Source organism: Lentzea aerocolonigenes (genome assembly GCF_000955955.1).
Taxonomy (GTDB): domain Bacteria; phylum Actinomycetota; class Actinomycetes; order Mycobacteriales; family Pseudonocardiaceae; genus Lentzea; species Lentzea aerocolonigenes_A.
In genome coordinates, this window is record NZ_JYJG01000316.1 from 1 (window position 1) to 17,039 (window position 17,039).

General features: G+C 68.3%; 21 protein-coding genes. 14 read left to right on the plus strand and 7 right to left on the minus strand.

The genetic code is table 11. The features are described 5' to 3' along the window. The first annotated feature begins 150 nt into the window (after nucleotides 1–150). Nucleotides 151–963: a GNAT family N-acetyltransferase gene (locus UK23_RS34895; RefSeq protein WP_045316035.1), complete on the plus strand. Its 813-nt coding sequence runs from the start codon at nucleotides 151–153 to the stop codon at nucleotides 961–963. Continuing rightward, entirely contained in the window at nucleotides 951–1,757 is an 807-nt protein-coding gene (locus tag UK23_RS34900) for a GNAT family N-acetyltransferase (RefSeq protein WP_052685335.1), read from the plus strand. The genes UK23_RS34895 and UK23_RS34900 overlap by 13 nt, the downstream gene beginning before the upstream one ends. Nucleotides 1,758–1,885: 128 nt before the next feature. On the opposite strand, the gene UK23_RS34905 is transcribed toward UK23_RS34900, so the two are convergent. Then, on the minus strand, nucleotides 1,886–2,347 hold the full coding sequence (locus tag UK23_RS34905; RefSeq protein WP_156213607.1) for an Lrp/AsnC family transcriptional regulator: 462 nt from the start codon (nucleotides 2,345–2,347) through the stop codon (nucleotides 1,886–1,888). A gap of 80 nt (nucleotides 2,348–2,427) precedes the next feature. Here UK23_RS34905 and UK23_RS34910 point away from each other — a divergent pair, with 80 nt between their 5' ends. The 6 genes from UK23_RS34910 (at nucleotide 2,428) to UK23_RS34935 (ending at nucleotide 8,903) form a co-directional block, all read left to right on the plus strand. Further along, nucleotides 2,428–2,862: a rhodanese-like domain-containing protein gene (locus UK23_RS34910; protein WP_045316010.1), complete on the plus strand. Its 435-nt coding sequence runs from the start codon at nucleotides 2,428–2,430 to the stop codon at nucleotides 2,860–2,862. Between the two features lie 25 nt (nucleotides 2,863–2,887). Continuing rightward, the gene (locus UK23_RS34915; RefSeq protein ID WP_045316011.1) at nucleotides 2,888–3,643 is read left to right on the plus strand and encodes a type 1 glutamine amidotransferase; all 756 of its coding nucleotides are present in this window, start codon (nucleotides 2,888–2,890) and stop codon (nucleotides 3,641–3,643) included. A gap of 85 nt (nucleotides 3,644–3,728) precedes the next feature. Continuing rightward, entirely contained in the window at nucleotides 3,729–4,862 is a 1,134-nt protein-coding gene (locus UK23_RS34920) for an inorganic phosphate transporter (RefSeq protein WP_045316012.1), read from the plus strand. Beyond that, a complete protein-coding gene (locus UK23_RS34925; protein ID WP_045316013.1) occupies nucleotides 4,859–5,044 on the plus strand; it encodes a hypothetical protein in 186 nt (61 codons plus the stop codon). The genes UK23_RS34920 and UK23_RS34925 overlap by 4 nt, the downstream gene beginning before the upstream one ends. 29 nt (nucleotides 5,045–5,073) lie before the next feature. Further along, nucleotides 5,074–7,974: a bifunctional [glutamine synthetase] adenylyltransferase/[glutamine synthetase]-adenylyl-L-tyrosine phosphorylase gene (locus UK23_RS34930; RefSeq protein WP_045316014.1), complete on the plus strand. Its 2,901-nt coding sequence runs from the start codon at nucleotides 5,074–5,076 to the stop codon at nucleotides 7,972–7,974. Next, nucleotides 7,971–8,903 carry an NADP-dependent oxidoreductase gene (locus UK23_RS34935; RefSeq protein WP_045316015.1) on the plus strand — a complete coding sequence of 311 codons (933 nt, stop codon included), beginning with the start codon at nucleotides 7,971–7,973 and terminating at the stop codon, nucleotides 8,901–8,903. Before UK23_RS34930 ends, UK23_RS34935 begins: the two co-directional genes overlap by 4 nt. Before the next feature lie 67 nt (nucleotides 8,904–8,970). Here UK23_RS34935 and UK23_RS34940 read toward each other — a convergent pair whose 3' ends face one another. Then, on the minus strand, nucleotides 8,971–9,204 hold the full coding sequence (locus UK23_RS34940) for a hypothetical protein (RefSeq protein WP_045316016.1): 234 nt from the start codon (nucleotides 9,202–9,204) through the stop codon (nucleotides 8,971–8,973). A gap of 101 nt (nucleotides 9,205–9,305) precedes the next feature. On the opposite strand from UK23_RS34940, the gene UK23_RS34945 reads away from it, so the two are divergent. The 3 genes from UK23_RS34945 to UK23_RS34950 are packed head-to-tail and all read left to right on the plus strand — an operon-like array spanning nucleotide 9,306 to nucleotide 10,595. Continuing rightward, on the plus strand, nucleotides 9,306–9,881 hold the full coding sequence (locus UK23_RS34945; protein WP_156213608.1) for a hypothetical protein: 576 nt from the start codon (nucleotides 9,306–9,308) through the stop codon (nucleotides 9,879–9,881). Nucleotides 9,882–9,912: 31 nt separating this feature from the next. Beyond that, nucleotides 9,913–10,071: a hypothetical protein gene (locus UK23_RS53110; protein ID WP_196778020.1), complete on the plus strand. Its 159-nt coding sequence runs from the start codon at nucleotides 9,913–9,915 to the stop codon at nucleotides 10,069–10,071. Between the two features lie 20 nt (nucleotides 10,072–10,091). Beyond that, nucleotides 10,092–10,595, plus strand: coding sequence for an NADAR family protein (locus UK23_RS34950; RefSeq protein WP_045316018.1), 504 nt, complete (start codon nucleotides 10,092–10,094; stop codon nucleotides 10,593–10,595). Here the strand turns inward: UK23_RS34950 and UK23_RS34955 are convergent. After that, entirely contained in the window at nucleotides 10,558–11,103 is a 546-nt protein-coding gene (locus UK23_RS34955) for an NUDIX hydrolase (RefSeq protein WP_052685336.1), read from the minus strand. The two genes, UK23_RS34950 and UK23_RS34955, sit on opposite strands and share 38 nt — an antisense overlap. A gap of 74 nt (nucleotides 11,104–11,177) precedes the next feature. Here UK23_RS34955 and UK23_RS34960 point away from each other — a divergent pair, with 74 nt between their 5' ends. Next, nucleotides 11,178–11,447: a hypothetical protein gene (locus UK23_RS34960; RefSeq protein WP_045316019.1), complete on the plus strand. Its 270-nt coding sequence runs from the start codon at nucleotides 11,178–11,180 to the stop codon at nucleotides 11,445–11,447. Between the two features lie 22 nt (nucleotides 11,448–11,469). On the opposite strand, the gene UK23_RS34965 is transcribed toward UK23_RS34960, so the two are convergent. After that, nucleotides 11,470–11,724, minus strand: coding sequence for a hypothetical protein (locus tag UK23_RS34965; RefSeq protein ID WP_156213609.1), 255 nt, complete (start codon nucleotides 11,722–11,724; stop codon nucleotides 11,470–11,472). A gap of 4 nt (nucleotides 11,725–11,728) precedes the next feature. Beyond that, nucleotides 11,729–13,153 (minus strand): type I glutamate--ammonia ligase, encoded by a 1,425-nt coding sequence (gene glnA / locus UK23_RS34970; RefSeq protein ID WP_045316038.1) that lies wholly within the window; start codon nucleotides 13,151–13,153, stop codon nucleotides 11,729–11,731. 169 nt (nucleotides 13,154–13,322) lie between these two features. On the opposite strand from glnA, the gene UK23_RS34975 reads away from it, so the two are divergent. Next, on the plus strand, nucleotides 13,323–13,796 hold the full coding sequence (locus UK23_RS34975) for an RDD family protein (protein ID WP_045316021.1): 474 nt from the start codon (nucleotides 13,323–13,325) through the stop codon (nucleotides 13,794–13,796). Nucleotides 13,797–13,804: 8 nt separating this feature from the next. On the opposite strand, the gene UK23_RS54675 is transcribed toward UK23_RS34975, so the two are convergent. Further along, on the minus strand, nucleotides 13,805–13,939 hold the full coding sequence (locus tag UK23_RS54675) for a hypothetical protein (protein WP_269112327.1): 135 nt from the start codon (nucleotides 13,937–13,939) through the stop codon (nucleotides 13,805–13,807). 172 nt (nucleotides 13,940–14,111) lie between these two features. After that, nucleotides 14,112–14,840, minus strand: a complete 729-nt coding sequence (locus UK23_RS34980; RefSeq protein ID WP_045316039.1) for a DUF4191 domain-containing protein — start codon at nucleotides 14,838–14,840, stop codon at nucleotides 14,112–14,114. 84 nt (nucleotides 14,841–14,924) lie between these two features. Here UK23_RS34980 and UK23_RS34985 point away from each other — a divergent pair, with 84 nt between their 5' ends. Beyond that, nucleotides 14,925–16,994, plus strand: coding sequence for an ATP-dependent DNA helicase UvrD2 (locus UK23_RS34985; protein ID WP_045316022.1), 2,070 nt, complete (start codon nucleotides 14,925–14,927; stop codon nucleotides 16,992–16,994). Nucleotides 16,995–17,039 lie beyond the last annotated feature (45 nt).

Consider the following 17,039-nt stretch of genomic DNA (forward strand, 5'->3'; position numbering starts at 1 on the left):
TACGGTGTGGGAGAGTAGGTCGCCGCCGGACAATCTTTCAGAAGACCCCTGAGGGTCGAGCACTTCGGTGCTCCCCTCAGGGGTCTTCTGCATGTCCGGACCAGGAATTTCGCTTGCCCGGCCTGATGTCATGGACCCATGGACGCGGTCGTGCACTCAGATCTGGCGTCGTTCGACGCCGTCACCCACGATCGGCTGGCGGCTGATCCGGTACGCAACACCATCGCCCTCACCTCGCTCGACCGCGTCCGCCGGCTACCGGCCGGCCATCCGCCGACGCTGATCACCTTCCACCGCAACGGGGAGGTGATCGGCTCCCTGATCCGCACCCCGCCCTGGCCGTTCCAGGCAGCCGACCTCCCTCTCGACGCGGTCGATCTGGCCGTGCGGACGATCAACGAGGTCGATCCGGACGCGCCAGGCGTCACCGGACCGCGGGAACGGTCCATGGCGTTCGCCACAGCCACCGGCAAGAACTTCACCGAGTCCCTCACCACCAGGCTCTACCGGCTGGGCACCCTGATCCCGCCCGAGGTGGAAGGTTCCGGACGCCTGACCACCGAGGCCGACGTCGAACTCCTCGGCGCCTGGCGGCAGGCGTTCACCAGGGAAGCCGTGCCGGAAGCACCTGAGGAAGACCCGACTGAGGTCGTTCGTGGTTCGCTGCGCCTGGGCAACGGCCACGCGCTCTGGGAAATCGACGGCACTCCCGTCGCCTGGGCCGCGGCGAGCCTCCCGCACGCCGGCATGACCCGAGTGGGCCCGGTCTACACCCCGCCCGAACACCGCAAACACGGCTACGGCGCCGCGGTCTCCGCGATGGTCAGTCAATGGGCCCTCGACCAGGGCGCAGCCGACGTCCTGCTCTTCGCCGACCTGACCAACCCGATCTCGAACTCGATCTACCAACGCATCGGCTACCAACCACTCGACGACTGGGCGGAGTTCTGGTGGAAGCACTGACCTACGACAACCTCGAGGACTTCCTCGCGGTGGCCGGCGACCTGCTCAACGCCGACCCCGTGAACCACAGCGTGCATCTGACCACTGTGGACTCAGCATTGCGCGGGCTCCGACCACCCGCAGCGTTGATCTCGTTGCACGACAACGGAATCCTCGTCGGCGCGGCCACCCGCATGCAGGACCGCCCACTCCACGTCGCCGCGATGCCACCCGCCGCGGCACCGCTCGTGTCGGACGTCCTGCGCGGACAACCGATCGACGCCGTCACCGGACCGGTGGACCGCGTGGAGGCGTTCCGAACCCGGTGGCGCGACGGCGGGCACGAGACCTACCGGCTTCGGCTCTACCACCTGGAGGACCTCGTCGTTCCCGAAGTGCCGGGCGAGTCCCGCCTCGCGACCGCCGAGGACGACGACCTGATCACCGAGTGGTGGGTGCGGTTCATCGCGGAGCTCGACGGGCTCGAACGGGCCGAGGCCGAGAAGGTCATGCGTGGCAGCCGCCAGATGCCGGCCGGGCACGTCATCTGGCTCGTCGACGGCGAGCCGGTCTCGTGGGCGGGCAGCACCGAACCGATCGCCGGGGTGTCACGGGTCGGTCCGGTCTACACCCCGCCCGAACACCGCCGGCGCGGTTACGGAGCCGCGGCCACGGCGGCGGTCAGCCAGTGGGCGTACGGCCAGGGGGTGGATCACGTCGTGCTCACCGCGGATCTCGCCGATCCCACCGCCAACTCCGTCTACCAGGGCATCGGGTTCCGGCACGTCTCGGACTGGTCCGAGTACAAGTGGTGAGGTGGCCTGCCTGGGCGGCTGCAACCTGAGCTCCCGTCGCGCTTCCGTCTCTCACGGCGGTCGCGCGGGAGGCGGGTGGCTTCGACCGGCGGGCTTCTGTGGCTTCAACCCATGCGCGGATCCGGACATCAATCACTCGTGTGAGTGAGCAGTTCGGGTGTCAGCGGGCGGTTGCGGACGTGTGAGGAGAAGACGAGCGAGGTGGTGGTGTCGCCGTAGCGCTGCATCACCTCGACGAGTTCCTCCAGTTCGACCATCGACCGGCAGACGACGCGCAGCAGCCAGCAGTCATCTCCAGTCACGTGGTCGGCGTCCAGGATCTGCGGCAGCACCAGCACCTGCGACCGGAACCGCGGCGTGTCCAGCGATCGGACCCGGACGCGCACGATCGACTCGATCGGCAGGCCGATCCGCGCCGGCGAGACCACCGCGACGAAGCCCGTGATGACGCCGAGCGACTCGAGGCGGCGCACGCGTTCGGTGACGGCGGGCGCGGACAGCGACACCTCGCGGCCCAGGGCGGTGAACGACATGCGGCCGTCGGCCTGCAGCAAGGTCAGGATCTTCCAGTCCACCGCGTCGAGCTCCACCTGGAAATCATAGGTAGGAAGCCGCGAACACCTGGACTTCCGCATGCCCAAACGCAAGCGGAGCGCCAAAGATCAAGAGCATGACCAACGCACTGAGGTTCCCCGCCGCCGACCCGGACACCGCGGCGCAGTTCTTCGCCGCCGAGCTCGCGTTCGAAGCCGACCCCGACGACGTCCACCGCGACCTGCAGGAAGGCAACACGAGCGGGTACGTCCTCGTCGAGACCAGGAACGCGGAGGCGTTCGAGCAGGCTCGCATCCCCGGCGCGATCAACCTGCCCTACCGCGCCCTGCCCGACCAGCCCGAGCTTCTCGAGAACCTCGACCCGGACCTCGTCTACATCTGTTACTGCGAGAGCTTCCAGTGCAACGCCGCGACCAAGGGTGCGCTCGCACTCGCGCAACGCGGATTCCGGGTGAAGAGGCTGGCCGGAGGCATCACGGCGTGGCGCGAGGCGGGCTATCCCGTCGAGGCCGGCGAGGCAGGTGTTTCTAAGGTCGCGTGTCATTGCTGAGTCAAGCCGACATAGGCTCACGTACGTGACCGCACCGCGTTTGCTCGTCCTGCAGCCCTCGCAGCAAGACCCGCTGGCGAAGCTGGGCGACTGGCTGGAAGCCGACGGCATCGAGCTCCACCTCGTGTCGCTGCAGGACGAGCCCGCGCCGGAGAGCCTCGACGGCTACCAGGGCGTGATCTGCCTCGGCGGCGAGATGGGCGCGCTCGACGACCTCCAGCACCCCTGGCTGGCGAACGTCAGGAAGCTGCTGAGCAGCGCTGTCTCCAAACGACTGCCGACGCTCGCGATCTGCCTCGGCGCGCAGCTGCTCGCGGCCGCGACCGGCGGGCAGGTCCGGAAAGGACCGCAGGGACCGGAGGTCGGGGTGCTGCTGGTGGCGAAGCGGGACGCGGCCGGCACCGACCCGCTGTTCGCAGATCTGCCGTTCACGCCGGACGTGCTGCAGTTCCACAGCGACGAGGTGCACCTGCTGCCGCCCGGCGCGGAACACCTGGCGGCGTCGCCGAAATACCCGAATCAGGCGTTTCGGGTCGGTGCGTGTGCTTACGGGCTGCAGTTCCACATCGAGACGACGCCGGAAATCGTCTTGAACTGGGCGGCCAAGGATCCTGATTCGGCGGCCTGCGCGAGGCCGACCCACTTCGACCTGGAGTTCCTCGAAGAGGCGCACCGCGACTTCGAAGAGGTGTGGCAGCCGTTCGTGGCGAGATTCGCGAAGCTGGTGCGGGGAGAACTGTCGCCCGCGGGGTGTTTGGGCACACAACTTCCGTTGGTGTGACGTTACTTTCGTGGGTTATAAGGCATCCTGAGTACCCGGTACCGTCAACATCGAGCACCTTGTTCGATCCAGCCGGAGGATCAGTGTGGATCCCGCTCTTGTAGTGATCATCGTCGTTGTCACTGCTCTCATCTTCGACTTCACCAACGGGTTCCACGACACGGCCAACGCCATGGCCACCTCCATCGCCACGGGTGCGCTGAAGCCCCGCACGGCGGTCGCGTTGTCGGCGGTCCTCAACCTCGTCGGCGCGTTCCTCTCCGTCGAGGTGGCCAAGACCATCTCCGGCGGCATCGTCGACGACGCCCAGATCACGCCCGCGGTCATCTTCGGCGGGTTGGTCGGCGCGATCATGTGGAACCTCGTCACCTGGTACGTGGGTCTGCCGTCGAGCTCGTCGCACGCCCTGTTCGGCGGCCTGATCGGCGCGGCGTGGGTCGCGTCCGGAGTGGACTCCATCCACTTCGCCAAGGTCGTGGACAAGGTGCTGGTTCCCGCGGTGGTCGCACCGCTGGTCGCGGGCGTGGTCGCGGCACTCGCCACGATCGTCGTCTACCGGCTCAAGAAGTCCACTGATCCGCGGGTCTCGCACACCGGGTTCAAGATCGGGCAGGTCGCCTCGGCGTCGCTGGTCTCGCTCGCGCACGGCACCAACGACGCGCAGAAGACCATGGGCATCATCACGCTGGCGCTGATCACGTCCGGCTCGCTCGCCCCCGGCTCCGCACCGCCGTTCTGGGTGATCATCAGCGCCGGTCTCGCGATCGCGCTCGGCACCTACCTCGGCGGCTGGCGCATCACCCACACGCTCGGCCGCGGCCTGACGACCATCGAGCCCGCGCAGGGTTTCGCCGCGCAGACCTCGACGGCCACCGCGATCCTCGCGTCGTCGCACCTCGGCTTCGCGCTGTCGACCACGCACGTCGCGTCGGGCGGCATCATGGGCTCCGGCCTCGGCCGCGACCGGCGCGGGGTCAACTGGGGAACCATGGGCAAGATGGCCGCGGGGTGGCTGTTCACGCTGCCCGCCGCCGGCATCGTCGGCGCGATCGCGGGCAAGTGGGCGTCCAGCGGCACCACCGGCGTCATCGGGGTCGCCGTGATCGGCGGCGCGGTGGCGATCGGCATCTGGATCCTGTCGCGACGTGAGCCGATCAAGCCGGAGCACATCGTCGACGAGGTCGCTGCTCAGGCCGAACTGCACAAGGTGGCGGCATGACGATCAAGTGGGACGCGCTCCTGCAGGTCTTCGGCGCCACCTTGCTGGTGACGTTGCTGGTGGTCACGCTCTTCGTGCTCGGTATCCGGGCGCTGTCGAGCGACAAGAAGGGTCCGGCCGTGGCGAGCTTCGCGGGTTGCGTCGCGGTCGTTCTCTACGGGCTCTCACTGATCATCCTCTGACGATGTGAGAGCACTAGGGTTGGCTCCTGATGAGCGAACTCGGCCGTGCCGCGTCACCAGCAAGATTCGGACTCACCGAGCCGCGCAGCGAGGAAGTGCTGCGCGGCCTCGGCCTGTGGGCTGACCGCCGCCCAGCGGAAGGTTCGGAGCCGGTACTGGCCGCGTTGTCCCGCTGCCCCGATCCCGACCTGGCGTTGCGCGGCTTGGAGCGCCTCCAACCCGTGGCCGACTGGGACGCACTGTCGACCGCACTGCACGAGGACGAGGTCGTGCGCGGGCGGCTGCTCGCCGTGCTCGGCTCGTCGACGGCGCTGTCGGACTTCCTGGTGGTCAACCCCGAGCGGTGGCGGTCGCTGACCGACGAGGTCGACGTGTCGCTCGAGCTTGCCGACGGCGACGTGCTGCGCACCGAGTACCGGGCGAAGCTGCTGCTCGTGGCTGCCAACGACCTGGCGCACGTCGTCGAGCCGTCGTTGCCGTTCGTGCCGTACGACATCGTGGCCGCGCAGCTCTCGGATCTCGCCGTGTCGGCGTTGCGGGCGTCGTTGAAGATCGCTGCCGAGCGCGTGAACGGCGCGGACCGGTGCCAGCTCGCGGTGATCGCGATGGGCAAGTGCGGCGCGAACGAGCTGAACTACGTGAGCGACGTCGACGTGGTGTTCGTCGGCGAGGGCGACCTCGGTGCGGCCACGCGGCTGGCCAGCACGATGATGCAGATCGCGGGCCAGTCGTGCTTCGAGGTCGACGCGGCGCTGCGGCCGGAGGGCAAGGCCGGCGCGCTGGTCCGGACGCTCGACGGGCATGCCTCGTACTACAAGAAGTGGGCGCGGACCTGGGAGTTCCAGGCGCTGCTGAAGGCCAGGCCGGTCGCGGGCGATGCCGAGCTGGGGCAGGCGTACCTCGACGTCGTGCGGCCTTATGTGTGGACGGCCGCCGAGCGCGAGAACTTCGTCGAGGACGTGCAGGCGATGCGCCGCCGCGTCGAGGACCACGTGCCCAGTGGCCTTGCCGACCGCGAGCTGAAGCTCGGCCGCGGCGGGCTGCGCGACGTGGAGTTCGCGGTGCAGTTGCTGCAGCTCGTGCACGGCCGTTCTGACGAGAGCCTGCGGATTCAGGCGACGACGGCCGCGTTGGCCGCGCTGGGCACGGGCGGGTACGTCGGGCGCAACGACGCGGCGGACTTCGGGCGTTCGTACCGGTTCCTGCGCACGTTGGAGCACCGGCTGCAGCTGCAGCGTTTACTGCGCACGCACCTCTTCCCGGCCGACGACGACGCGGCGGCGTTGCGCTGGCTGGCGCGCTCGGTGGGGCTGCACGCCGATGGCCGGCGTTCCGAGGGGCAGGTGCTGCTGGCGGAGTTCCGCAAGCACGCCAACCAGGTCAGGCGGCTGCACGAGAAGCTGTTCTACCGGCCGCTGCTGCAGTCCGTGGCGGGCGTACCGACCGAGGCGTTGCGGCTCACGACCAAGGAGGCCGTGGCCCGGCTCGCCGCTCTCGGCTACACCTCGCCCGACGGGGCGTTGCGGCACATCCAAGCGTTGACACACGGGATGTCGCGTCGTGCTCGGATCCAGGGCGCTCTGCTGCCGGTGCTGCTCGACCTGTTCGCTCTGACGCCCGACCCGGACGGCGGGCTGCTGGCGTACCGGAAGGTGTCCGAGGCACTCGCTGAAACCCCCTGGTACCTGCGGCTTCTGCGGGACGAGGGCGCGGTCGTCGAGCGGCTCGCGGTGTTGCTGGGCACTTCGCGGTTCGTGCCGGATCTGCTGGTCAGGGCGCCGGAGGTGTTGCGGCTGCTCGCGGACACCGAGGCGTTGATCGGGCGTGATCCGCACTCGATCGGGAACCCGTTGCGCAGCGCGGTTTCCCGGTACGACGACCTGCCGCGCGCTGTTGCGGCCGCGCGATCGTTGCGGCGGCACGAGATGTTGCGTGTCGCGGCCGCGGACCTGTTGGGTTTCATGCCCATCGAGACCGTGTGCGTGTCGCTGTCCGAGGTGTGGGGCGCGGTGCTGCAGAGCGCTTTGGACGCTGCGGTGCGTGCTGCTGGTGAGCCCGTCGCCTCGTTGGCCGTCATCGGCATGGGACGTCTTGGCGGGCACGAGCTCGGGTACGGCTCGGACGCGGACGTGATGTTCGTGTGCAGGCCTTTCGAGGGCGTTTCCGACGCCGACGCGGTGAAGTGGGCGAGCGGTGTCGTGGAGAAGATCCGCCGTCTTCTGGGCGCGCCCTCGCAGGACCCGCCGCTGCAGGTCGACACGGATCTTCGGCCGGAGGGCAGGCAGGGGCCGCTGGTGCGGACGCTGGACTCCTACCGCGCGTACTACCGGCAGTGGGCGGAGATCTGGGAGAAGCAGGCGCTGCTGCGGGCCCGGTTCATCGCTGGGGACGCTGCTCTGGGCTCCGACTTCGAGGCGTTGATCGAGCCGTTGCGGTATCCGGCTGACGGGCTGGACGCGGCTTCCGTGCGGGAGATTCGGCGGATCAAGGCTCGGGTCGAGACGGAACGGCTGCCGCGAGGTGCCGATCCGAGCACGCACACGAAGCTCGGCCGCGGTGGGCTGGCGGACGTCGAGTGGACCGTGCAGTTGTTGCAGCTGCAGCATTCCGGTGCTGTTCCCGGGCTGCGCACACCGTCCACAATGGCCGCGATGGAGGCGGCCGTCTCAGCTGGTCTGCTGGCTGCTGACGACGCGGCCGCGCTGACCGCCGCGTGGAACCTCGCGACGCACGCGCGCAACGCCGTGATGTTGGTGCGCGGCAAGGCTTCCGACCAGCTGCCGACGTCCGGGCGCGATCTGGTGGCGGTCGCTTCCGTGATGGGGTATCAGCCCGGTGGCGATCCGGGAGAGTTCCTGGAGGAATATCGCCGCACAGCCCGCCGTGCACGTGCGGTAGCGGAGCGAGTCTTCTACGGTGAGGAACTGTGAAAGCGATCGCGTTTACCCGGTTCGGCGACGCCGACGTCATGTCGTGGCAGGAGCTGCCCGACCCGCTGCTCGGGCCTGACCAGGTCCTGGTGGAGGTGAAGGCGGCCGGGGTGAACCCGGTGGACTTCAAGATCAGAGCCGGATACCTGCAGGGTCTGATGCCGCACCACATGCCGTTGATCCCCGGTTGGGACGTCTCCGGTGTCGTGCGGGCAGTCGGCATCGGCGTGACCGACTGGAAGGCGGGCGACGAGATTCTGGCGTACGCGCGCAAGGACCACGTTCAGTTCGGTGCGTACGCCGAGCTGATCTCCATTCCGGACCGGATGCTCGCGCGCAAACCGTCCAACGTGGACTTCGTGACGGCCGCCGCCCTGCCGCTGGCGGGGCTGACGGCGTTGCAGGCTTTGAAGGCCGTCGACACGGGCGCCGGCGATGTCGTCCTGGTGCACGCCGCCGCGGGTGGTGTCGGGCATCTCCAGGTGCAGATCGCGCGGGAGCTCGGCGCCGCGCGGGTGCTCGGTACCGCGTCGCCGCGCAACCACGAGTTCGTGCGGTCGCTCGGGGCCGAACCTGTCGCGTACGGCGACGCGCTGGTCGACGCCGTGGCGGAACTGGTCGGTGGCGACGGCAAGGTCGACGTGGTGATCGACAACGTCGGCGGGCTCGCGTTCGACCAGTCGTTGCAGCTGGTGCGGGACCGACGGCAGATGACGTCCATTGTGGACGGTCCGAGGGCGCTGGAGAACGGTGTGATCAACACCTGGGCGCGGCCGAACGCCGAGCAGACGCAGTGGCTGGTCGATCTGGTGGCGGCCGGTTCGTTGCGCGTCGAGGTGCAGCAGACGTTGCCGTTGGCCGAGGCGGTGAAGGCGCACAGGTTGCTCGAAGGTGGGCACGTGCGCGGGAAAGTTGTACTAACTGCCTGAAATCTTCATGTATATCTTCAGGTTTGGGGGCACTCCTGGTGGGGTGCCCCCATCTTTCTGAGGCTGCTCAGTCCTCGTCCGAGTCGGGGTCGACAGCAGGAGCACTGGTGTAGACCTCGATCACCCACTCCTCCTCCAACGCCTCGGCGTCTTCGGAGTCGGGCACGAGCCGGTTGTAGACGCGGACACCGAGGTCGAGCACGTCAGCGGCCTGAACCGCTTCGAGCGCCTCGGCTGCCGAGTCGACGATGTGGGTGGTGAGCAGCTGCGGAGCCGTGAATTCGGCGACTTCTTGGGACACGGGCGGACACTAGCGCATTGACGTTTCACCCATTCGAGATGAGACTAGGCGCGCTCAGCGGGGGAGCTGTGTTTTGTCACGGGGGTCGAACGAGGGAAGTCATGCAGCATCGTCGGGTCACGCGCCGAGGTAAGACCGTGATCGCCATCGCGGGTGTGGCTGCTGGCGTGCTCGCGTTACTCGGTGTGATTCAGTTTGCACTGAGCGGTGAGAACTCCGCCGCGCAGCCCAACACCACGTCGACGACGACTACGTCGAACGGCGTCGAAACCCCTGATGGCGCACTGGAAACCACCGAGCCGTCCGCCGAGGTCAAGGTCACCACGGGCTCCTTCAAGCAGCAGCGCGGCATGCTCACCGTCGAGGTGACGCGCGTGGAAGCCGCGAACGGGCGCGTGAAGCTCTTCGTGACGGCCACGAACGCCTCCCAAGCCCGCATGACCCTCCCCGTGGACGGCATCGCGGTCCTGGACGATCTGAAGCGCACCTACGCGGCCTCCAGCAGCAAGTGGGACAGCCTCGTCACCCAGGGCACCACGACGTCGGGCACCGTGGTCCTCGACGAGAAGCTCGGCACGGGTGTGAACTCCCTCACGCTGACCTTCAACTCGATCTCCGGCCAGTTCGCGCCCACCGGCGCGGCGATCACCGTGACGGGCATCCCGGTCCCGAAGTGAGTTGAGCGTGACGAGTGGGTACGCCTCGTGCATGACTCAACGCGGAAGTGATCAGCACGGCCCCGCACGTGACGACGAGCTGAAGCGCGAACTGGCCAACGAGCTGCGCGCAGGCCGCCCCACGCGGTCCCAGTCGTGGCGTGAGCCGGAGATGCCGGAACCGGACGAAAACCCTGCAGAGAACGGCTAGTTCTCGCATACCGTGCTCATGTGAAGTTCTTGTTCTTCTGGGGCCATCAGCCCGAGCGTGACGGCGGCATCGGCAAGGGATGCCTGTCGCAGTGGTGGCCGTGCTCGTTCGTCGTGGACGGCCAGGCTTTTTCTTCGGCCGAGCACTACATGATGTGGCGCAAGGCTTTGCTGTTCGGCGATGCCGCTGTCGCCGCTCGCGTGCTCGCTGCTTCTTCGCCGGGTGAGGCCAAGGCGCTGGGGCGTGAGGTGTCCGGGTTCGACGATGCTTTGTGGACCGCCTCGCGCCTGGAGATCGTCGTGGCGGGCAACCTGGCGAAGTTCGGCCAGGATCCCGCGCTGCGTTCCTACCTGCTGGGAACGGGTTCTCGTGTGCTGGTGGAGGCGAGCCCGCTGGACCGCGTGTGGGGCATCGGTTTGACCGCAGACGACCCGCGCGCGTCGGATCCTGCTTCCTGGCTAGGCCTGAACCTGCTCGGCGAGGCCCTCATGAAGGTCCGCTCCCGGTTGTCTTCTGGAGCGTGAGGTAGGTGCTGAGTGCCGCCAGCGTGATCCCGCACGGAATCAGTCCTTTTCGGATGAACGCGGGAACCTCGTTGAGCGGCACCCACTTCACCTCGGCGGCCTCGGCTGGGTCGTGCTCACCGGTCCTGACCGGGTTGGCGCCCACGAAGATGTGCGTGGTGTGCGAGCTGATGCCGTTCAACGGGTTGATGGTGATGAGCGGTTCGACTTCGACCCTGTAACCGGTTTCTTCCTCGGTCTCACGGATCGCCGCGGTCTCCGCGGTCTCGCCCTCCTCGCATCGGCCGGCCGGGATCTCCCAGCCCCACACGCCGGTCGTGAACCGGTGGCGCCACATCAGCAGGACGGCGTTCTGGTCCACGACGACGACGCCCGTCGAGGGGTGCGGCAACCTCAGCACGTGGTGCTCGAACCGTTCGCCATCAGGGATCTCGACGTCGTCGAGGTCGACGCTCATCCACTCCGAGTCGTAGATCCGGCGGGTGCCGTGCACTGTCCACTGCGTCACGGTGAAGCAGTACCACGTGAACCCCGAGCCCGCGCCGTGCGTGTGTCTAAGCGTCGGGAAAGCAGGGAGACGCGATGTTCAGCTACTCAGGGCCGGCCCGGCTCGTCTACGCGGATGGCAGAACGGTCGACCTGGACCGCGCGGACCTGATCGAGACGGTGACCGGCGGCCTGTGGCAGTGGTCCGGGGCGGGTACGTCCACGGAACCTCTGATCGACGGTGATGCCCTGATGAGACTGCCGACCGGCACCGAGGCCGGCATCGTGGTCTCCAACGTCCGGGTCATCACCGGAGCGCACGGTGTGGCGTGCAGTGCGACGTTGTTCGGCAGCTACACGGACTGAGGGCCGGGTTCCTGCCCGGCCCTCAGCCGTTTTCGTCTGCACCGCATCCGGCGCACGTGCGGATCGTGAGATCGCCGTGGACCGTGCCGACCTGGATCACGTCACCGTGGACCTCGCCCGACACCCGGTTCGAGACGCCGCCTTCGAGCCGGCGCAGCAGCAGGCCGGCGAGTCCGAGGAAGAGGCGGAGGGAGAAGGCGAGGAGCCCCGGCGACGAACGTCCCAAGAGCCGGAAGGCCCGGCGGGAAATCCCGCCGGGCCTCCAGGAAGAGCTCAACCGATCACACGTCGTAGTACAGCGCGAACTCGTAGGGGTTCGGCCGCAGACGCAGCGGGTCGATCTCCTCGGAGCGCTTGTACGAGATCCACGTGTCGATCACGTCCGGGGTGAAGACGCCACCCTCGAGCAGGAACTCGTGGTCGGCCTCCAGGTTGTCGAGCACGGCGTCCAGCGTGGCCGGGACCTGCTTGACGTCGCGGGCCTCCTCGGGCGGCAGCTCGTAGAGGTCCTTGTCGATCGGGGCCGGGGGCTCGATCTTGTTCTTCACGCCGTCGAGGCCCGCCATGACCATCGCCGAGAAGGCGAGGTACGGGTTGCCCGAGGAGTCGGGGCAGCGGAACTCGATGCGCTTGGCCTTCGGGTTGTTGCCCGTGATCGGGATGCGGACGCACGCCGAGCGGTTGCGCTGGGAGTAGACCAGCGAGACCGGGGCCTCGTAGCCCGGGACCAGGCGGTGGTAGCTGTTCACCGTCGGGTTGGTGAAGGCCAGCAGCGACGGGGCGTGGTGCAGGATGCCGCCGATGTAGTGGCGGGCGGTGTCGGACAGGCCCGCGTAGCCGCTCTCGTCGTGGAACAGCGGCGCGCCGTCCTTCCACAGCGACTGGTGGGTGTGCATGCCCGAGCCGTTGTCGCCGAAGAGGGGCTTCGGCATGAAGGTGACGGTCTTGCCGGCCTGCCACGCGGTGTTCTTGATGATGTACTTGAACAGCATCAGGTCGTCGGCGGCGTGCAGCAGCGTGTTGAAGCGGTAGTTGATCTCCGCCTGGCCCGCGGTGCCGACCTCGTGGTGGGCGCGCTCGACGGCGAAGCCCTGGGCCTCCATGTTGAGGACCATCTTGTCGCGCAGGTCGGCGTAGTGGTCGGTCGGCGTGACGGGGAAGTAGCCGCCCTTGTACTTGACCTTGTAGCCGAGGTTGCCGCCCTCTTCGTCACGGCCGGTGTTCCACCAGCCGGACTCGGAGTCGATCTTGTGGAACGACCCGTTCGCCGTGGTGTCGAACTGGATCGAGTCGAAGATGTAGAACTCGGCCTCGGCACCGAAGTACGCGGTGTCGGCGATGCCCGAGTCGGTGATGTACTGCTCGGCCTTGCGCGCGATGTTGCGCGGGTCGCGGCTGTACGCCTCACGCGTGAACGGGTCGTGCACGAAGAAGTTGACGATCAGCGTCTTCTCGATGCGGAACGGGTCGAGGCGCGCGGTGTAGAGGTCGGGCAGCAGCAGCATGTCCGACTCGTGGATCGACTGGAAGCCGCGCACGGAGGAGCCGTCGAAGGCGAGACCCTCTTCGATCGCGTCGGCGTCGAACGCCTTGGCCGGCAGCGTGAAGTGCTGCATCACGCCGGGCAGGTCGCTGAACCGCACATCGACGAACTTGACGCCCTCGTCGGAGATGAACTTCAGCACCTCGTCGGAATTCTTGAACACCTTCGTCGACTCCTTGACTATGGACAACGGCTGGTCATCGCGAGCGACCGTATGCGGCTGGTGTTGCCCGTCCGTCACTCGGATGTTTCGCCAGTGTTAACGGGGCCGCCCAACCGGGCAAGGCGGCCCGCCGGTCCTCACCCGTTGAGCACGGCTTTACTCTGGTGGGGTGAGCAGGTGGACCGGTTCGTGGCTGTCAGGACCCAACTCGGTGTTGGAGCCGGGTGACGAGTCGAACGACGGCAAGCAGCAGCGCTGGCGTGGCGAGCGTCACGGCTTTCCCGAGAAGGGGCCGGGCTCCATCGCGTCGATCGGGCGGCGCACGCTCGCCATTTTTGTCGACTTCCTGCTCTCGGCCGGGGTCGCGGCCGTGTTCACCCGGCCGGACCTGCCGAAGAACTGGAGCCTGCTGGCCTGGTTCGTCATCACCGTCGTCGCGGTGGCGTTCTTCGGGTTCACGCCGGGGCACGCGCTGCTCGGCCTGAGGGTCGCGCGCATCGACGGCAAGACGTTCGTGCACCTGCCCCGCGCGCTGTTGCGGACGATCCTGATCTTCCCGCTGATCCCGGCGCTGGTCTGGGACGCGGACGGCCGGTGCCTGCACGACAAGGCGGCAGGCACCGTCGTCATCAAGGTGCGTTAGCCCGAGGCTCAGTGCACCGGGCTCGTGCGGTGCAGCGCGACCGGGACGCCGTCGCCGGCGGCCGGGGCGGAGAGCGCGATGCCGGCGGTCACGCCGAGCAGGGCGAGCACCGTGATGGCGGCCGCAGCGAAGTTCTTGAGCATGGGGACTCCTCGTGTTCTCAGGTCGGGGCGGCTGAGAACGAACCTATTTGCGGCGATGCGACGCGGCAGTCGTGGTTCCTGCACGCTTTACGACGCGTATGACGAGAAAAGCCTCTCCGAACGCGGCGGCTGCGCGTGTCGGAGAGGCTTGCTCAGGTTCGGGCGAGGTCGGTCAGCGGCGGCGCATGGCCCGCTGGACGTTGCGCATCTTCGCGCCCGCGGGCATCGGACCCTTGGGCAGCGCGGCGCCACGGCTCGACAGCGCGGCGAGGCGGGTCTCCAGCGCGTCGACCTGGGCGGCCGTGATGTTGCGCGGCAGCTTCATCAGCTTCGACTGCAGCTTCTTCAACGGGACCTGGCCCTCGTCGGAGCCGATGATGAAGTCGTAGATCGGGGTGTCGCCGACGACGCGCGAGATGCGCTTCTTCTCCTGCGCGAGGAGCGGCTTCACCCGCTGCGGAGCGCCCTCGGCGACCAGGACGACGCCCGGACGGCCGAGTACGCGGTGCACGGCGTCGAGCTGCGTGGTGCCCGCGACGGCAGGCGTAACGCGCCAGCGGCCGCGCAGGTTCTCCAGCGCCCAGGCACCGGCGCCGGGCTGGCCGTCGGCCTTGCGGAAGACGTTGCTCTGCACGCGACGACCGAAGATGATCACGGCCAGCAGCGCGCCGATCGCGACGCCCAGCGGCACGAACATCCAGACCGCGTGGAACACCAGGCCCAGGACAACGGCGATCGCGGTGACACCGAGGACGGCGCCCAGCATCAGCGGAATCAGCGCCTTGTCCTCGCGGCGCTGCATCTTGAACGCCTCGAAGATCTGCTTGCGCCGTTCGCGTGAAGCCGCGCGGCGAACCTTCGCCGCTTCCTTCGCCGCCGCCTTGTCCTGCTTACCTGCCATGCCCATCAGGATACGTCCCCGGAGAAATCGGACACAGCGGCAGCCTGGCTCAACACCCGCGCGCCTCGTGCGAGACTGCCGGGCATGGAGGCGTTGCTGGAGGGTCTAGATCCGGAACAGCGCGCTGCGGTGGAAGCACCGCGCGGCCCGGTGTGCGTGCTCGCGGGCGCCGGTACCGGCAAAACGCGCACCATCACGCACCGCATCGCCTACTTGTGCCAACGCGGTCACGTCGCTCCGACGCAGGTCCTCGCCGTCACGTTCACCAAGCGCGCCGCGGGGGAGATGCGCACCCGTCTGCGTTCATTGGACGTGCATGGCGCACAGGCCGTGACGTTCCACGCTGCCGCGTCCCGTCAGTTGCGCTACTTCTGGCCGCGGGTCGTCGGTGGCCCGCGCTGGGACCTGATCGACCAGAAGATCCGCGTCGTCGGCCGCGCCGCGTCGAGGCTGGGGATGCCGACCGAGGCCGACGCGCTGCGCGACCTCACCGGTGAGATCGAGTGGGCGAAGTCGTCGCTGCTCACGCCGGACGCGTACCCGGCGGCCGCCTCCCGGGCCGCGCGCGACATCCCCGCGCCGGCCGAGCAGATCATGAAGCTCTACGCGATGTACGAGCAGCTCAAGAACGAGGCGCAGCTGCTCGACTTCGACGACCTGCTGCTGCACACCGCCGCCGCGCTGGAGGACAACCTGGAGGTCGCGCAGGAGTTCCGCGACCGCTACCGCTGCTTCGTCGTCGACGAGTACCAGGACGTGACGCCGCTGCAGCAGCGCGTGCTCGACGCGTGGCTCGGCGGCCGCGACGACCTGACCGTGGTCGGCGACGCGAACCAGACCATCTACTCCTTCGCCGGTGCCTCACCGCAGCCGCTGCTCAACTTCGGGCGCCGGTTCCCCGAGGCCGTCGTCGTGCGGCTGGAACGCGACTACCGGTCGACGCCGCAGGTCGTGGCGCTGGCCAACGACGTGATCAGGTGGGCCCGCGGGCGTCCGGCCGGGTCGCGGCTGAAGCTGATCGGGCAGCGGCCGGAGGGACCTGCGCCGAGGTTCCACGAGTTCGACGACGAGCCTGCCGAGGCCGACGCGGTCGCGCGGCGCATCAAGACGCTGCTCGACGAGGGTGTCGCGGCCTCGGAGATCGCGATCCTCTACCGGGTCAACGCGCAGTCCGAGGTGTACGAGCAGGCGCTCGCGTCGCTCGGCATCCCGTACCTGGTGCGCGGCGGCGAGCGGTTCTTCGAACGCGCCGAGGTGCGCCAGGCCATGATCACGTTGCGGGCGGCGGGGGATCGCGAAGGGTCGCTGCCCGAGGTCGTCCGCTCCGCGCTGGGCAAGGTCGGGCTCACCGACGAACCGCCGACCGGTGGCTCCGCGCGGGAACGCTGGGAGTCACTGCTCGCGCTAGTGGAGCTCGCCGAGGAGTTCGTCGCCGCGGTGCCGGGTGCCGACCTGCCGCGGTTCTGCCTGGAGCTGGACGCGCGAGCGGAGGCGCAGCACCCGCCGACCGTCGAGGGCGTGACGCTCGCGTCGCTGCACGCGTCGAAGGGCCTGGAGTGGGACGCCGTGTTCCTCGTCGGCCTGGTCGAGGGCACGATGCCGATCCAGTACGCCGAAGGCGACGACGCGAAGATCGAAGAAGAACGCCGCCTTCTATATGTGGGCGTGACGCGCGCGCGTGAGCACCTCTGGTTGTCGTGGGCCCTGTCGCGTGCCGCTGGTGGACGTAAGTACCGCCGCCGGTCGCGGTTCCTCTACAACCTCGTGCCGGAGAACCACCCGGCCGCCCGAGTATCTGGTGGCGCCCAGCGGCCTCCTCTGATGAAGAAGGAGAAGCCGACCTGCCGGGTGTGCGCGTCGACCCTGGTCGAGGCGCAGGCCGTCAAGCTCGGCCGATGCCGGTCCTGCCCGTCCGATGTGGACGAAGAGCTGCTCGAGTCGCTGCGTCAGTGGCGGGCCGGGCGGGCGCGGGAGCTCAAGGTTCCCGCGTACGTCGTCTTCACCGACGCCACGCTGATGGCGATCGCGGAGCAGCGACCCACGGATTCGGCCGGACTTGTCGCGATCTCGGGCATCGGTGCCTCGAAGCTTGATAAGTTCGGTGACGACGTGTTGGGGCTGGTCCGGGCCGGTGTCGGGTACTCCGCCACCTGATCGGGACAAGTTTCGTTAAATAGGTTGCGAGCCCGTGGGACGGGG

What these genes read in the sequence shown, in the direction of transcription:
- UK23_RS34945 (WP_156213608.1), top strand. Translation starts at nt 9,306, where the DNA reads ATGCAGCATCGTCGGGTCACGCGCCGAGGTAAGACCGTGATCGCCATC.
- UK23_RS34925 (WP_045316013.1), top strand. Translation starts at nt 4,859, where the DNA reads ATGACGATCAAGTGGGACGCGCTCCTGCAGGTCTTCGGCGCCACCTTG.
- UK23_RS54675 (WP_269112327.1), bottom strand. Translation starts at nt 13,939, where the DNA reads ATGCTCAAGAACTTCGCTGCGGCCGCCATCACGGTGCTCGCCCTGCTC.
- UK23_RS34985 (WP_045316022.1), top strand. Translation starts at nt 14,925, where the DNA reads ATGGAGGCGTTGCTGGAGGGTCTAGATCCGGAACAGCGCGCTGCGGTG.
- UK23_RS34910 (WP_045316010.1), top strand. Translation starts at nt 2,428, where the DNA reads ATGACCAACGCACTGAGGTTCCCCGCCGCCGACCCGGACACCGCGGCG.
- UK23_RS34980 (WP_045316039.1), bottom strand. Translation starts at nt 14,840, where the DNA reads ATGGCAGGTAAGCAGGACAAGGCGGCGGCGAAGGAAGCGGCGAAGGTT.
- UK23_RS34930 (WP_045316014.1), top strand. Translation starts at nt 5,074, where the DNA reads ATGAGCGAACTCGGCCGTGCCGCGTCACCAGCAAGATTCGGACTCACC.
- UK23_RS53110 (WP_196778020.1), top strand. Translation starts at nt 9,913, where the DNA reads ATGACTCAACGCGGAAGTGATCAGCACGGCCCCGCACGTGACGACGAG.
- UK23_RS34960 (WP_045316019.1), top strand. Translation starts at nt 11,178, where the DNA reads ATGTTCAGCTACTCAGGGCCGGCCCGGCTCGTCTACGCGGATGGCAGA.